General features: G+C 43.8%; 16 protein-coding genes. 4 read left to right on the plus strand and 12 right to left on the minus strand.

Annotation, left to right across the window (positions count from 1 at the left end):
* From FN815_RS06565 to rpsL, 4 genes are all read right to left on the minus strand, one after another.
* Positions 1–197, minus strand: a 197-nt coding sequence (locus FN815_RS06565) for a GTP-binding protein (RefSeq protein WP_246075175.1), incomplete at its 3' end; no start/stop codon positions are given.
* A gap of 33 nt (positions 198–230) precedes the next feature.
* On the minus strand, positions 231–2,372 hold the full coding sequence (fusA, locus tag FN815_RS06570; RefSeq protein WP_142453833.1) for an elongation factor G: 2,142 nt from the start codon (positions 2,370–2,372) through the stop codon (positions 231–233).
* A gap of 20 nt (positions 2,373–2,392) precedes the next feature.
* A complete protein-coding gene (gene rpsG, locus FN815_RS06575; protein WP_142453834.1) occupies positions 2,393–2,860 on the minus strand; it encodes a 30S ribosomal protein S7 in 468 nt (155 codons plus the stop codon).
* Between the two features lie 26 nt (positions 2,861–2,886).
* Positions 2,887–3,261, minus strand: coding sequence for a 30S ribosomal protein S12 (gene rpsL / locus FN815_RS06580; protein ID WP_142453835.1), 375 nt, complete (start codon positions 3,259–3,261; stop codon positions 2,887–2,889).
* Positions 3,262–3,453: 192 nt separating this feature from the next.
* Here rpsL and recG point away from each other — a divergent pair, with 192 nt between their 5' ends.
* The 3 genes from recG to FN815_RS06595 all read left to right on the plus strand — a co-directional run bounded on the left by recG (position 3,454) and on the right by FN815_RS06595 (position 8,808).
* Entirely contained in the window at positions 3,454–5,523 is a 2,070-nt protein-coding gene (gene recG / locus FN815_RS06585) for an ATP-dependent DNA helicase RecG (protein ID WP_142453836.1), read from the plus strand.
* Between the two features lie 386 nt (positions 5,524–5,909).
* Positions 5,910–8,558 (plus strand): T9SS type A sorting domain-containing protein, encoded by a 2,649-nt coding sequence (locus tag FN815_RS06590; protein WP_185957199.1) that lies wholly within the window; start codon positions 5,910–5,912, stop codon positions 8,556–8,558.
* Between the two features lie 55 nt (positions 8,559–8,613).
* Complete coding sequence (locus FN815_RS06595) at positions 8,614–8,808, plus strand: PID-CTERM protein-sorting domain-containing protein (RefSeq protein ID WP_142453838.1); 195 nt, start codon at positions 8,614–8,616, stop codon at positions 8,806–8,808.
* 70 nt (positions 8,809–8,878) lie between these two features.
* On the opposite strand, the gene FN815_RS06600 is transcribed toward FN815_RS06595, so the two are convergent.
* Entirely contained in the window at positions 8,879–10,153 is a 1,275-nt protein-coding gene (locus tag FN815_RS06600; RefSeq protein WP_142453839.1) for a sensor histidine kinase, read from the minus strand.
* A gap of 314 nt (positions 10,154–10,467) precedes the next feature.
* Between FN815_RS06600 and FN815_RS06605 the strand changes: the two genes are divergently transcribed.
* On the plus strand, positions 10,468–10,929 hold the full coding sequence (locus tag FN815_RS06605) for a MauE/DoxX family redox-associated membrane protein (RefSeq protein ID WP_142453840.1): 462 nt from the start codon (positions 10,468–10,470) through the stop codon (positions 10,927–10,929).
* Between the two features lie 538 nt (positions 10,930–11,467).
* On the opposite strand, the gene FN815_RS06610 is transcribed toward FN815_RS06605, so the two are convergent.
* From FN815_RS06610 to FN815_RS06640, 7 genes are read right to left on the minus strand one after another with little or no spacing between them, the layout of a single operon-like run.
* On the minus strand, positions 11,468–12,499 hold the full coding sequence (locus FN815_RS06610; protein ID WP_142453841.1) for a dipeptide epimerase: 1,032 nt from the start codon (positions 12,497–12,499) through the stop codon (positions 11,468–11,470).
* Positions 12,486–13,310: a phosphatidate cytidylyltransferase gene (locus FN815_RS06615; RefSeq protein ID WP_142453842.1), complete on the minus strand. Its 825-nt coding sequence runs from the start codon at positions 13,308–13,310 to the stop codon at positions 12,486–12,488. The genes FN815_RS06610 and FN815_RS06615 overlap by 14 nt, the downstream gene beginning before the upstream one ends.
* A gap of 1 nt (position 13,311) precedes the next feature.
* Positions 13,312–13,629, minus strand: coding sequence for a putative signal transducing protein (locus FN815_RS06620; RefSeq protein ID WP_142453843.1), 318 nt, complete (start codon positions 13,627–13,629; stop codon positions 13,312–13,314).
* The gene (locus FN815_RS06625; protein ID WP_142453844.1) at positions 13,626–14,579 is read right to left on the minus strand and encodes a CPBP family intramembrane glutamic endopeptidase; all 954 of its coding nucleotides are present in this window, start codon (positions 14,577–14,579) and stop codon (positions 13,626–13,628) included. Before FN815_RS06625 ends, FN815_RS06620 begins: the two co-directional genes overlap by 4 nt.
* Positions 14,580–14,589: 10 nt before the next feature.
* The gene (locus FN815_RS06630; protein WP_185957200.1) at positions 14,590–15,141 is read right to left on the minus strand and encodes a DUF4199 family protein; all 552 of its coding nucleotides are present in this window, start codon (positions 15,139–15,141) and stop codon (positions 14,590–14,592) included.
* Positions 15,131–15,598, minus strand: coding sequence for a DUF2085 domain-containing protein (locus FN815_RS06635; protein WP_185957201.1), 468 nt, complete (start codon positions 15,596–15,598; stop codon positions 15,131–15,133). Before FN815_RS06635 ends, FN815_RS06630 begins: the two co-directional genes overlap by 11 nt.
* A 17-nt stretch (positions 15,599–15,615) precedes the next feature.
* The gene (locus tag FN815_RS06640; RefSeq protein ID WP_142453847.1) at positions 15,616–16,056 is read right to left on the minus strand and encodes an acyl-CoA thioesterase; all 441 of its coding nucleotides are present in this window, start codon (positions 16,054–16,056) and stop codon (positions 15,616–15,618) included.
* Positions 16,057–16,106 lie beyond the last annotated feature (50 nt).

A 16,106-nucleotide genomic window follows, 5' to 3' on the forward strand; every position in this document is an offset into this window, starting at 1 on the left:
GCCGTGGCAATGGTGATACCGCGCTCACGCTCTTCAGGAGCGTTATCGATATCTGCAAATTGCTTGGCCACTCCACCATAGGTCTTAGCCATTACCGTAGTAATAGCTGCTGTCAAAGTAGTCTTCCCATGATCTACGTGTCCAATTGTTCCCACGTTCACGTGAGGTTTATTGCGTTGAAAGGTCTCTTTAGCCATTGTTCGTTCGTTATTTCTTAGTGTTTAATTTCTTTATGATTGCTCTTCAATAATTTCCTGAGCAAGAGTTTCAGGAACTTCAATGTAATCATGGAATTCCATGGAGTATACCGCACGCCCCTGGGTAGCTGAACGCAGATCGGTTGAATATCCGAACATTTCAGACAGAGGTACGTGAGCTTTTACAACAGAGCCCTCTTTGTTAGAGTCCATGCTCTGCATGATTCCACGGCGGCTGTTCAAGTCTCCAATAACATCACCCATATATTCTTCTGGTGTGATAATCTCAACTTTCATTACCGGTTCTAGAATTTTTGGAGAAGCTTTACGTGCAGCATTACGGAAACCGAGTTTAGCACAAAGCTCGAAACTCAACTGATCCGAATCCACATCGTGATATGAACCATCATACAGGCGGAAACCAACGTTCTCTACTGAATAGTTGGCTTGAATACCACCACTCAGTGCCTGCTGAAAGCCTTTCATTACGGATGGAATAAATTCACGAGGAATATTACCACCTACAATTTCATTAATGAAGATAAATCCTTCTTCGCGGGTAATGCGGTCTTCATTGCCATCATAATCCTCAAAGTCTTCAATAGGACCCATTTCAAAAGAAATGTCGGCAAATTTACCACGACCACCCGTTTGCTTCTTGTAGATTTCGCGGTGATCCACTTTCTTGGATACCGTTTCACGATAAGAAACCTGAGGAGCACCTACGTTAGCTTCTACTTTAAATTCACGCTTCAGGCGATCAACAATAATCTCAAGGTGAAGTTCACCCATACCGGCAATAGTAGTCTGACCGGTTTCGTGATCTGTCTTAACCTGGAAGGTCGGATCCTCTTCAGCAAGTTTTTGAAGACCTGTTGACAGCTTCTCACTATCAGCTTTGGTCTTAGGCTCTACAGCCAGCTTAATTACAGGCTCTGGGAACGTAATTTGCTCCAAAATTACCGGGTGATCAGGATCACAAAGGCTATCACCCGTGTGCACTTCCTTAATACCGATAATAGCAGCAATGTCGCCAGCCTGAATATAATCCAAATCTTTTTTGTCGTTGGCGTGCATCTCAAGGAGACGACCAACACGCTCTCTGTTTCCAGTAGAAGCGTTCAGGATGTAAGATCCTTTTTCTAATCGACCAGAGTATACGCGGGCAAACGTCAGCTTACCTACATAAGGATCGGTCATAATTTTGAAAGCCAAGGCAGAGAAAGGCGCGTTTACATCAGGAGCCTTCTTAACCTCTTCTTCTGTTTCAGGATCGATACCTTTTACCGGAGGAATGTCCAACGGATTAGGCATAAAGTCCAGCACGCGGTCGAGCAACACCTGAACACCTTTGTTCTTAAGTGCAGTACCCAACATTACCGGAGTAACATCTTTAGCAATAGTCGCCTCACGAAGAGCTTCAATAATCTCTTCTTCACTAATTTCTTCTTCCATCAGATACTTCTCCATAAGAGAATCATTCTGATCGGCAACCGCTTCAAGCATGATAGCGCGATATTCCTGGGCTTTAGCTTTCAGGTCTTCAGGAATCTCAACCACTTCGTACTTGGCACCAAGTGACTCATCATCCCAAATAATAGCCTGCATATTGATCAAATCAACAACACCCTGAAAATCGGCTTCAGCGCCGATAGGAATCTGAATAGGAATAGGATTGGCGTTGAGCTTTTCATCAAGCTCTTCTACTACATTATAGAAATCTGCTCCTACTTTATCCATCTTGTTTACGAACGCCATACAAGGCACTTCGTATTTATTAGCCTGACGCCATACGGTTTCAGACTGCGGCTGAACAGCACCAACGGAATCCAACACAAAAACAGCTCCATCAAGTACACGCAATGAACGCTCTACCTCTACGGTAAAGTCAACGTGACCAGGAGTATCAATAATGTTAATGCGGTGATCTTTCCATATACAGTGTGTAGCAGCAGATGTAATAGTAATCCCACGCTCCTGCTCTTGCTCCATCCAGTCCATAGTAGCAGCACCATCGTGCACTTCACCTAAGCGGTGACTACGACCGGTATAGAAAAGGATACGCTCGGTTACGGTTGTTTTACCGGCATCAATGTGAGCCATGATACCGATGTTCCGCGTCCGACGGATCTTATCTAAAATTTTTGGATCTGTTTTTGACTTCGTTTCAGACATAAGTATTCAAATAATATTCTTTAGAACCTAAAGTGAGCAAAAGCTTTGTTAGCGTCTGCCATGCGGTGTGTTTCATCTTTTTTACGAACAGCACCACCTTCGTTATTGGAGGCATCCATCAATTCTCGTGAAAGACGAATGGACATTGATTTATCATTCCTGGAGCGCGCAGCCTTAATCAGCCATCTCATGCCGAGAGCTGTACCACGCTCTTGCCGAACTTCAACAGGTACCTGATAAGTGGCACCACCTACTCGTCGTGATTTAACCTCAACAACGGGAGTAGAATTTTGAAGCGCATTGCGGAATACATCAATTCCGGTTTCACCGGTTTTCTCTTCAATTACTTTAAAGGCCTGATATACAATTTTGCGAGCTACATTTTTCTTACCATCTCGCATCAGGTTGTTCACAAACCGAGTTACCAGCTTATCCTCAAAAATAGGATCCGCTTGTACATCTCGTTTTTCTGCTGTCTTTCTACGCATACTCGATTAATCTTAAATTCTTAATGTTACCCTTTTGGCTTCTTGGCGCCATACAAGCTGCGGCTCTGGGTTCTACCCTCAACACCGGCTGTATCAAGCGTTCCTCTAATAATATGGTATCGAACACCCGGTAAATCTTTTACTTTACCGCCACGGATCAATACAATACTATGTTCTTGTAAGTTGTGACCCTCACCCGGAATGTAGGCCGAAACCTCAATACCGTTTGTGAGACGTACACGAGCTACTTTACGCAGAGCCGAGTTCGGCTTCTTTGGCGTAGTTGTATAAACACGAGTACAAACACCTCGCTTCTGCGGGCAATTTTGCAATGCAGGAGCGGTTGTCTTACTTACCTTACTTTTTCTACCTTTTCGTATGAGTTGTTGTATAGTTGGCACAGTTCAAAATGTTTGGTTATTGCCATCGAATCGAGAGCTGACAAATATAGGGGGGTTTGCCACACGAATGCAAAAAATTTATCCAGATTATTTCCTTTTTTCTCTAAAACACCCTAAAAGCCGTGGTTTTTTCTAAATAAACCCACCAAATCAGGGATTTATCTATTAAACCGATATATAACTTTATAACAGTTGAAGCTTACAGATATACCATATTTAAGTACCAAACGACTACAAGCTCTTAGCTCTGAAGGCATCCATTCTGTCCGTGAGCTATTGAACTTTTTCCCCCGCCGCTACCTGGATCGTAGCAACACCCAAAAAATGAAATACCTGGCTGGCTCAGGCGAAGAGGTAACCGTGGCAGGACGTGTCAGTTCTATTAATACGGCCGGTTATGGCAAAAAAAAGCGGCTTGAAGTAACCTTGAATGATGGAACAGGAACGGTAAAAGGTGTTTGGTTCAGAGGTGTGGGTTATTTCAGCAAGTTTTTTAAGGAAGGTGAAACCGTTGCTTTTTTTGGTGCAGCCAAACGCTACGGCAAAAATATCAGTATTGCCCACCCTGAAGTAGATAAGATTTCGTCCGAAGGTGATTTGGATGCGTTCTCTCGAATTGTTCCTATCTATCCGGGAAGTAAAGAATTCGGGAAAGCCCGCATTAATAGTACGCTGGTACAAAAATGGATGAAGGAGATACTGGCTCATTTACAGATAGATGAATTTCTGCCAGAAGCTGTGCGAAAGGAGTTAAACTTTCCTCTACGTTCGGAAGCCTACCGTATGATCCATTTTCCGGAAACCCATAATGAACATAAAAATGCCTTGAACAGGTTTAAGTTTGAAGAGCTGCTGCTATTTCAGCTGAGCATGGAGAAAATCCATCATACCGTCAAGGAGCGGGAAAGCGGACACGTATTTACAGAAACCGGCAATTACACGGCTCGCTTTTTCAATGAGTTGTTACCCTTCACCTTAACTGATGGACAAAAGTCTGCTTTGGCAGAGATTAAGCAGGATGTTCGATCAGGCAAGCAAATGAACCGGTTGATACAGGGAGATGTGGGCGCCGGGAAAACAATCGTTGCCATCGGAGCCATGTTAATGGCCTTGGATAATGGATTTCAGGCTGCATTTTTAGCCCCCACTGAAATTTTGGCTGAACAGCACTACCGCACCCTATCTGAACATCTCAAAAAACTGGATATCAATGTTCGCCTGCTTATTGGCTCCCAAAAGAAAGCCCTGCGCACCGACATCCTTACCGATTTAGCCGGAGGTGGAGCCCAAATTGTGGTAGGAACCCATGCCATTATCCAGGACGAAGTTCGATTTCACAATCTTGGCTTGGCCGTTATTGATGAACAGCACCGTTTTGGAGTGAAACAACGAGCCGACTTATTGAATAAAGGAAGTCACCCACATATGCTGGTAATGAGCGCCACCCCCATCCCTCGCTCGCTGGCCATGACGGTGTATGCTGATTTGGATGTCTCAGTAATTCGTGATTTGCCGGCAGGCCGAAAACCCATCCGAACCGCAATTCGATCACAAAAGAAAAGGGAAGATGTCATGCATTTTGTCCGGCAGGAAGTGGAAGATGGTGGACAAGTGTATGTGGTCTATCCATTGGTAGAAGAATCAGAAGCTTTGGATTTAAAAGATGCCACCGCCGGTTTTGAAAAATTAAAGAAACGATTCCCGGAATTTACCATTGGTCTGTTGCATGGCCGCATGAGTACCGAAGAAAAGGAAGAAGTGATGCGCCGTTTTATTGATCATGAGGTGCAAATCCTGGTTTCAACTACTGTGATTGAAGTGGGTGTGGATGTACCCAATGCATCCATCATGATTATTGAACATGCCGAGCGATTTGGGCTATCGCAACTGCACCAGCTGCGTGGACGTATTGGCCGGGGCGAACGCCAAAGCTACTGCATCCTGATGCCGGATGTGAAGGTGAGCAAAAATGGAGCAGTCCGCCTGAGAACTATGGAAAAAACTACCGACGGATTCCGGATTGCCGAAGCCGACTTGGAATTACGCGGCCCCGGGGACTTCCTGGGAACCAAACAAAGCGGCCTCCCTGACTTTAAGCATGCCGATATTCTCGAAGATCAACACCTACTTGGGCAAGCCAAACAGCAAGCCCACCGTATTCTGAGCAATGACCCTGAGTTGAAGCTTCCCGAGCATACATCCCTCAATAAAATTTTTACTCCATATTTTGAAGAAAAAGTTCGCTTTTACGGTTTAGGATAATCTAATATTAAATCTACTTCCTTCCTTGACAAGAAAAACACATTCATCTATAATTAAAGCGTACAATAAATTATAATTACAGGGTTACGGGCTTCTGTAATGGGATACAATATTTTCGCTTATATATAGCATTTAAAAAAAATATGATATGTTTTTCATTTTGGATGTTTCAGTATTACTGGGATTAATCCGCTTTGAGAAGAAAGGGTACTAAAAATACGGAGTGCAAGAGATACTGACTGCGACTGAATCCTTCTTTCCATTTGCGATAATAATGAAAATATACCCTACACAGCAGCCTTCCTAAAAATACGGGTCAAAAGATGAATAAACGTCTACTTTCATTAAGTGAAATATGCCTCACAGGTAAGATTATCAGGTACTTGATGGGCTGTATAATAGGCTTAACGCTACCTCTTTCCATCCAAGCCCAGACCACCATCAGCGGGGCGACTGGCACATACCCCACCGCTGCCACATTAGATGCAGATGCCAATATTTATACCGTACAGTATGATACAGGAGGAGATCACTATGATGTAGTAAAATACACTTCAACAAGTGGATATTCATCCTCCAGTGTCATTTATAATGGATTATACTACGATGGAGAGTATCCTACCGACATAGAAGTAGCTTCTAATGGAGATGTATATGTCGCAGATGGTTTTGATGAGCCTGCCAGTACTGGGGCTATTCTCCGGCTGGATGCTTCCAATGGCTATAGCTCAACCTCCATTCCTCTTTTGGGAAGTTATCCAACAGCTTTGGGAATCGACTGGAATGATGATATTTATGTTTCCGAATATGATGGATCAAGTACTTATCAAGTTGTAAAATATGATGTATCATCCGGTTATGCCGGCAGTGTTATTTACTCTGGATTAGGTAATGATAACATATATTCAAGAGGATTAACCATAGATCCTGATGGCAATGTGTATGTATCTACAGACTTCAGTGTTGATGGAGCTAATGGGAAAATATTAAAACTCACGGCTCCAGATTATAGCATATCTACTTTAGATCAGGGAGACTATTATGTAGGATTGGCTGCAAATGGAATCGGAGACTTATTTGCTACCGCGTACAACGCGGCTTCCGATAATTACGAAATCGTAAAATATACCGGAGGTACAGGGACACCCACATCAGTAATTACTGGGCTCACCTACACCGGATCCAATTATCCTACAGGTCTTGGCTCAAACCTTGCTTTAGGTGATATAGTGACACCTGACCGCACTTGGGCTAGTAATAACGGACGGCTACTTTACTTAGATCAACCTGAACCATTTTTCCCTCCCACTGTCTCAACTATATCCGCTTCAGGGATTGGCACCAACAGCGCCACCCTTAGCGGAGAAGTGACCGATGACGGCAACGCTTCCGTTTCTGAACACGGTATTGTCTGGTCTACTACCTCTTCCCCGGATGTGAATGACCATAAAATAAGTTTAGGCTCGGGTACCGGAACTTTTAGCACTACCCAAAACTTGTTTCCTTTTGGCACTCAAATATACTTTCGCGCCTACGCTACCAACAGCGAAGGCGCGGCTTACGGCAGTGAAGAAATGTTTACGACCAATAGTGAAATATCCCGGGATTTAACCGGAAATGCAGGATGGCGGTTACTTTCGGTTCCTGCCAATGTAAGTCTCTCTGATTTTCTAAGCCCTATTTGGACCCAAGGCATAAGTACGGGTGCAGATGCTGATTTTGGCAATCCCAATGTCTTCACCTGGGATATAAACTCAACAGGCCATTCTTCTGCTGGTTGGCAAGCCGTTGACGATCTTACGACCACTCTTTCTGCCGGTCAAGGTGTTTTGGTGTATGTGTATGAAGATGCCGACTATAACGGTCCACAATCACCGGGTTTTCCGCAAACCTTAACAATAAATAGCAGCGAGCATATTGCGCCGGTATCACCTGTCGACATGAACACCAATACAGACGGCTGGACACTTTTGGGCAATCCTTTTTCCGTTCCTGTTAGCTGGGATGCTATCAGCCGAACCGATTTAAACGACGCCATTTATGTCTGGGACCCCAATGACGATACGGGTGATGGCGGACAAGCCAATCAAAGCAGCGGAAGCTGGAAAACCAGAGTAAATGGTGTGGGAGACTTTGATGGTACTATTGCTCCCTTCCAGGGCTTTTTTGTACAGGCAGATGGCAGTGGCTCCCCCTCAATAAGTTTTGAGCAAGACGACAAAACAACCGGCAGCGCAACGTTTCTTGGAAAAAGTGGCGAACCGGATGCTTTAGTTCGCCTTGAACTTCGCGGACACTCCATGACTAACTCAACCTGGCTTAAATTTTCCAATGAGGGCAGTATGCAGAAAAACAAAGGGGATGCTTTTCAACTTGAGCCTTTCTCTGCAGATTACGCGCTACTTTCCACAAAAAAAGAAGATGGCAGCTTACTGGATATTGGCCATTACCCAACCGGGCATAATCAGATAAATATTCCACTTACCGCCTCAGCCTCTAAGTCTGGTGAGTATTCATTAACACCTACTAATTGGTCATTGCCTGACGACATGAAATTATTTTTAAATGACCGTGAAAATCAAAAGAGTATCCTCTTGAAAAAAGCTGCAAGCTACTGGTTTTCCATTGAAGCTCCCGCGACCAAGAAAACTCAAAAAATGGCTGTAAAGAACCTGACCTCATACCCGGATTCTACAGAGCGTTTTTCTCTTTCCTTTCAGCCAATATACGCAGATGCCGTTTCGAATGAGCCGAATAAAAGCATTCCTTCCAGCTTTAGTCTGCAGCAGAATTACCCCAATCCGTTTAACCCGGTAACGGAAATAAGCTATAAGCTCCCCAACCAAACTAATGTGCAATTGGAGGTTTTTGATGCCATGGGCCGAAGCGTAAACGTGCTCGTTCACAACAAGACACAAGCGGCCGGCTCCCACTCTGTAACTTTTGATGCCAGTCACCTGTCTTCGGGAGTATACCTGTACCGTCTGAAAGCCGGCGACGTTGTACTCACTAAAAAACTGACTCTCATAAAGTAGAAAGAACTTTTTGAAGCTGGCCTGAATGAAATTCAAAACTCAAATTTATTCTCTCATGAAACTTTTCTATATCACAATTCTTACCGTTATTCTCTTACTATTTACCTCCACTCTCTTACTCGCGCAGCCCCCGGGGCTCCCCGCAACTCCCGATCAGGCTCCTATCGATGGTGGCCTGGGATGGCTGGCATTGTTTGGAGGTGGATACGCCCTTAAAAAGCTAAAGGACCGCCGGAGTGTTTCAGAATGAGGGTTATATTCAATCCCCCTTATACGGGTTGAGTTTACTATATTTTGATGAGCAATCTTTATCTATCTGATTATGTAAACGTACTACTAGGCCCTCTTTGATTACTTTTCTGAAACTGCAGTTGTATGAGATTCATATTCTTATTCTTCGTGACATTTAGCACACCCTGCAGCTGGGAGCATAGCGTTTTAATGATTAACGCACCAAAAGTATCTGAGTGTTCGGGTTTAAGATACATTTCTTTCATACCTCCGCTAAACTTGACCTCAATCTGCACCTCTCGTTCATCTTCTTCAAGATTAATCCCAATTTCAGGATTGTTGCTATCTGTAAGCGACCTCACAAACACCTCCAGTAAAATTTCGTTACACAGTAAGCCCGCCGGCACCGCCTGGTTTATGTTCAGATTCACAGGAGCGACCTGCTTTTTCATTTCTAACCTTCCTATTTCATCTTTAAACGTATGATTTATAAAACTGATTAGCTCATTAAGATATTTACCGAAATCAATATGAGCGCTGTGCTCTTCGGCGGTATACGATTCGTGGATCAGCGCCAGGCATTTAACCCGCATTTGGCTGTCGTTTAATATGGTTTTTACCTTCTGATTTTCAGCAAACAAAGTCTGCAACTCAAACAGTGCTGATATCAACGCTAAATTATTACGCACCCGGTGATGAACTTCCGCCAGCAGTATATTTTTTTCGTTCAGGGATTTTTTCAGGGCAGATTCGGTCTCTTTTTTTTCTGAAATATCCTCAAGCATTATCACCATATGAGAAGGTTTTCGTTCGTGGTCAAACACCACAGACTTCGATAACATCCCGGTGAAGTAAGTACCATCTTTTCTACGACACCTCTTCTCTACCCTGTAAAAACTTTGTTTCCCCTCCATTAGCAGTTCGTCCAGATCTCTTGCGTCCTTTAAATCTTCTGGATGTATAAAATCTTTCAGCCTTAATTTCGTCAGCTCTTCTTTGCTGTATCCCAGCATATTGCAAAAGGTCCTGTTAACCTGTTCCAGCTCTTCATTCGGGGTGTAGCGTGCAATACCCATCGGAGCATATTCAAAAGTAGTTCTAAACTCATCCCTGCTTTTTTTCAGCTTATTAAAGGCTTCATTTAAAACAGTGTTATGCATATTGACCAGCAAATAGATACATGAACCGCTCAGAGCTACAAAAACCCATCCTTGATATGCTTGCACCGTTGACAGTAATTCAGGATCTTGTATGAGAGCTTTTACAGCCTTATCTGAAAATAGTATCCATAATCCCCCCGCCAGCATGTATAGTAAACTCATGACCAACGGGCTATTTTCAAGTATAGCTCTTATTCGTTTCATTTTAACCGACCTGCACGTTCTGGTATTTTAACTTTTGTTGGAGGATAGGCACATATCATCGCCTCAATGTCATGTAAGGCAGTAAGTAAAAAAAAGTATTTATCATTTCAATGATATCAACAATGCAACTTCTTGTGCCACTATTCATTGCCTGCCTTAGTCAAGAGTAACTCAAGGGCTTAATGTTACATTTTAATTTTAATCAATTTCCGCCTTCCTCTCTAAAATAAATCTGCTTCATTCCATAATTCTTGTTACTCTATTGTCGTGACTTCATTGCTTCTTAATAATAAAAAGTCATTTTTTTCGGTGTTATGAATGAAAAAATAAAACGATTTATTCCCAAACTTCCCCGCTACATTATTGGAATAACTTTTGTGCTTTCGGGAATTGGAAAAATGTTGGATCCGGAGGGTGCCAAGTATTTGGTTGAACTGATGGCCTCGGAATTCTACTGGCTGGTGGAGTGGGAAGGGGAAATAGTATTCAGTGTAATACTGGTTGAACTCCTTCTGGCCGGCTTTCTGCTTTTGGGTAAACAAAGCAGCTGGTTGTATGTAATTTCTTTTCTTTTTGTAGGGATGTTCACCTCCATCATAAGCTACTTTTTACTTGCCGGCTTTAATGTGGAATCCTGTGGTTGCTTTGGTGCCTTCGGACTTTCCGGTGGATTAGAAACCACGCTCATCCGTAATATTGTCTTGCTCATTCTGATACTCGCCGGCTTTTTGATACAAATATCACACCATTCTGAATCCAGCCCGCAGCCGGAATGATTGACGACCTAAACCTTCGTCACAGTTCACAAAATGTCGGCTGTAATCATGTACCAGTCAGACATGCATGCACATGCTATCATTTTGTTCCTTTGAATCAACACTTCCACTCATCTTTTGCTTTTGTAAGTCAGGATTGGAAATAAAAGCAACCGCCTTGGCACAGCTTTAGCCATTATTTGGCACACCTTTCAGGGGTACTTCACTTAGGTTGAGGGCGAACCTACAAACGAGTTGAGGGCGAACCTACAAACGAAGTGAATCGCTATGAATATCATGTTGTTTGATCATTCCAAAGTGGTGGCCGTTTGCTTTCTGCTATTCTTTTCGACGACAGGAAGTAGCACACACCATCACACAAAATTTAGTAAAGAAAAGACTTTCTCTTCTGCCATTCCCCCCTCAAAAGAAACTCCAGCTCCGGCCCAGAAGAGTTCCGGGCAATGGGGAAAATACACGTTCTTCGTTGTGAGTTCATAACCGGTTTGAATTGGACGGCACTCAAGCAATTTGTAACCTTAGTATCAAAGGAAGAACTCTAAGCTAATTTCTGAACCCCCAGCCCCGGATTGTCGGAAAGTAATACAGCTCCTTTTTCATTAATCCGCAAGCCGCTGAAGGGGTCGTTATTTATCAATAAATGCCCGTCCTGATCCGCATAATTTGCTTTCAAAGCCAACAAAGAGCCTGCAGCATTCGCAAGCGAACTTTCTATCATACAGCCGATCATTACTTTCAGCCCCAGTTCACGCGCTTGTTCTAACACTTTACGAGCTCGCACCAAGCTGCCTATCTTCATCAGCTTGATATTGATCACATGAAAAGCTTCCGCTATCTCTTCCAGGTTTTCATCGCCTGTAAAACTCTCGTCGGCAACCAGCGGCAAGGGCGACCATTTACTTAATTCTTTCATTTTTTCCAGGTCGGCAGCCGGCATAGGTTGTTCTATAAGCTCCACATTTTGGCTGGCTAAAAAGGCAATTTCTCTTTTGGCCTGTCCCAGTGTCACCCAGCCCTCGTTAGCATCTACCCGTAAAGGTTTGCTGGTTACTTCCCGGATAGCCGTAATAATTTCCCGGTCATCTCCACTGCCCAGTTTAATTTTGTATAAAGAATATTCCGGTGCGTCTAATATCTTCTGCTGCATCTTTTCAGGAGTATCAATCCCAATGGTAAAGGATGTGACCGGCCCTTCGGCACTACCGTAATCCCAAAGCTTCCATAAGGGCTGCTCTTGTGATTTCCCCCACCAATCCAGCCACGCCATTTCCAGCGCAACCCGTGCAGATTGTACCGGTTCGTGTTCTATATCATCAAACTTTTCAAAAAGTTCATCGGGAGTGTGTACATCCTCAAAAAAACCAGCTGGAATGGCTTCAATGTATTCCACCACTTTATCCGATGTTTCCTGGTATCGAATATTTGGCGCCGCCTCCCCGTAACCCGTATAGCCGTTTTTCGACAAGGAAATGAACACATTCCCTACTTCTGATTTTGATCCCCTTGAAATGGTAAAAAGTTCTTTTAGCTGTAATGGAATAATCTGCCAGCTAAGTTTAAAATGTGACATAACCAAACCCAATAATTATACTAATGTAAACATACACAGCCGGAGCGGCCAATATCAGTGCATCAAAACGATCAAAGAAACCGCCATGCCCCGGTAACAGTTTAGAAGAATCCTTGACCCCGGCCTTACGCTTCATTTTGCTTTCAATTAAATCTCCAATAGGCCCAAAAGTACCCACCAACAAGATGAGTGGACATAACATCACAAAAGAAAATGCGCTGTCTAAGGGGATCGCATACATTGCCAGTGCCAAACCAGCTACGCACCCCACGTAACCGCTTAGAAACCCTTCTACCGTCTTATTTGGGCTGATTAGAGGAGCCAACGGGCGCTTACCAAAAGCCTTGCCGCCGAAATACGCAAAAACATCATCCCCCCAAACCATTAAAACCGTTGCAACCGTCAGCAAAAATCCGTTTGGATGACTTCCTGTCTCCCTTATTAACATCAACGCTAACAAACCGACCGGAGCATATAATCCTGCAAAAAAGGTAGTACTCAACTTAGTGATACTATCCCCTGACTGATCAAAAGTTTGCAGGGCAACAAACAGCAACATAATGGCCAGACCTATTTCGAAGGGGAAGGGTAGCACGGGAAACAACATCACCCACAAGCCAATGGTGTAAGGAAACCATGCATCGGTTATTTGTCCCGAACCATCAAGCAACCGGATGACTTCCTGTTGTATAAAGAAGCCAATTAATATGATAAACCCCTTAAAGTACCAGCCCCCCATCCAGGTCACAAAAATGAATAAAATGGCGGCCGGCACGGCAAAAAGCACCCGTTTCGTGAGGTCGCTGGCCATATCAGTCTTCCTTTCCCTGGTCGCCCGTATCGCCGTTATTTTCCTCGTCGTAGCTAAAATCCGGCTCTTCGTGTTCCAATTTTGCTAGTGCCTTTCGGGCTTTTTTCTCAAACTCTACCGGAACATATAGATACACCAGTGCCATCTCCCCCACATTCAGGCTATAGGCAGAGTCCCGCTTGGATAAGATATTGGAAGGAATTTTGAGATTGGAAAGGTAGTTCTGGGCCATTTCCACTTCCAGGTCGGTATTGGCTTCCAGTACGCACACCCAATTATCAATGTCATTCGGGCTTGGAGATCCGGAGAAAAAACTCATGCTGATCCGTTTTCTGTTTTAAAGGTTCTTATCCAATAAAGTAAAATTACCGTTAAACCGATACTTCCAATTACAAGTAATACAGGGATATCCATATCCGGGGTAATACGTTCATCCAGCATTTCCGGATAAAAACTACTGGCTATCACCTGACCTCCATTGTTCACAAAGTGAGCTATCATGGCAGGGACCAAGCTATCTGAAATGTAGGTTACATAGGCCAGAAATACGCCAAGCGTTGCCAGGGGCAAAAAGTTGGTAACCTGCAGGTGATATGCTCCGAAAACTGCTCCGGATATCAGGATAGCGGCTGTAATACCCCAGCTTTTTTCCATGGCCCGCTGCACGTAGCCCCGGTACATAATTTCTTCGCAGATGGCGGGAACCAACCCAATATGAAAAACGCCAATCAACAGGGCGTTATCGGATTTCAGAAAGTTGGAGATCATCTCGGCCATGGTTTCCTGCATCTCGGCCATATAATCAGGAACAGGCACAAAAGAATTCAACCACCCTAAAAACATGATGGTTGGTTGTGCCACTACAAATAAAACAGCGGCCAGTGCGGCTACCTGCCAGGTATTTTTGGTTATCTTGAGCCGAAGAAAATCCTTTCGGCCTTGTTTTGCTACGTGCAGACGAACTACCAAGAAGGTAGCCAGCGCCATTATCAAAATCTGACCCGATGTGTTTGCTAAAAACAGCACATCATAGTTGGTGGAGAGCTGTTCCATCATGGCTTCCATGTTCAGCCCATCTGTAGTGGCAACAATACCTATTACTGCCACTATACCACCTACCACATTAAAAGCGACCAGGGCAACCAACACCCACACCAAGGCCATCGCCCAATGGGCAAAACCGTTACGTTCTACCCATGGTGTAGGTAAAGAACTTTGATAAATCTCGTTGTATTCCTGTCCTTCATTCGTAGAATTGTCCTGCTTCATCTATTACTTTTTATTCTTCGGATGCAAAAATTTTGGCACCGATCATTCCTGAAATTGCATTTACGATACCTAAGCCTACTAAAGAGCCAATGGCACCGTATAAAATGTTTTTCAAAGAATTGGGGTCTCCCATACTTTCAATCATTTGCTCTTTTGCTTCGTCGGGCATTTGCATAGCCTCTGTATTTTGGATATTCCAGTCCATCAGTGCTTGGGTATAACTTGGGTCAATCAAATTCCATAACTGTGTAAAAACAATCGAAAATATGGTGGCCCCTACAGCTACATAGAGTCCTAAAAGAGCCCCTTTTCCAATTTTATAAGTTACCCCGTATTCTTTTGCATAGTGCCAGTTTACAATAATACCTCCAATAGAACCTACCAAACAGCTAAGTGCTCCAGCAAACAAAAGAGGGCTAAACATCCCTCCTGAGGGTTCTGAATTTAATGTCATATAGCCACTCACTAAAGAGATAATTACCACAATAATAGCGGTGATTAATGAGGCTATAAGTACCGAATTCCAGTAACTGGGTTGTGCTTGTTCATTTTCAATATCCATATCCATACTCCGATTTGTTAAAAGTGAAAAATTCATTGGCTAAGAGCGCCATCAGGCACCAACCGAGTACCCCACCCAAAACCAATCTCAAGACGTGGGTATTCGTCCATAAACCAAAATAGTTACCCACTACATCTATCAAATTTAACAGAATAGCAGCAATTAACCAGTACTTTTCTTTAGCAGAACCCTTCTTTGCAAAAAAACCGTAAATGGGCATGGTTAACCAACCAACTAAAAAAGCCCCATAAATCCCAATACAACGGGCACAAACAGCCATTTGCACTCCGGATATATTAAATGATCGGGTCGGGTCTTGATGGCAAAGATCTTTAAAAATCATATACTGCCACTGGTTTGTGTATGCGGTATCACCAAATAAGCCCGGCCCCAAAGCTGCAATCACTGTAAAACCAGCCAATCCCAACGTAATGGCATACAGCTTTTGATTATGCATTTTGAGCAGGCCATTCATTACGCCTTAAGCCCATCTTGCATGCTTTTGATAAAGGACTCGGGTGCACGGCAAGGGCGCCGGCTTTCCCGGTCCACAAAACAGAGGCTAACTTCGCCCTGAGCATGTACTTTATCAGACGCGGCCGTAGTTACTTCGTAGTAGGTGCGCAGGCGTACCGAGGGCACTTCAAATACCATCACCTTAATAAACATCTCTTCGTCGTACAGCACGGGCACTTTGTAATCTACCTCGGCATGTACCACAGGGAGCATCACTCCGGAATCTTCCAGCTCCCGATAGGAAACGCCCATGGAACGGATCATCTCAGTCCGGGCTACTTCAAAATATTCCAGGTATCGCCCGTAATACACGTATCCCATGCGATCGGTTTCGCCATAGCGGCTACGCATTGGGTGGGTGAATTCTACTACGGGCTCTTTATCTGGGAACTTCATCATTTACTTTTGAAGTATTGCTTCTATCAAATACATCATTGGCGTTCCAACGC

The sequence above is a fragment of the Gracilimonas mengyeensis genome, from assembly GCF_900182705.1.
Taxonomy (GTDB): Bacteria; Bacteroidota; Rhodothermia; order Balneolales; family Balneolaceae; genus Gracilimonas; species Gracilimonas mengyeensis.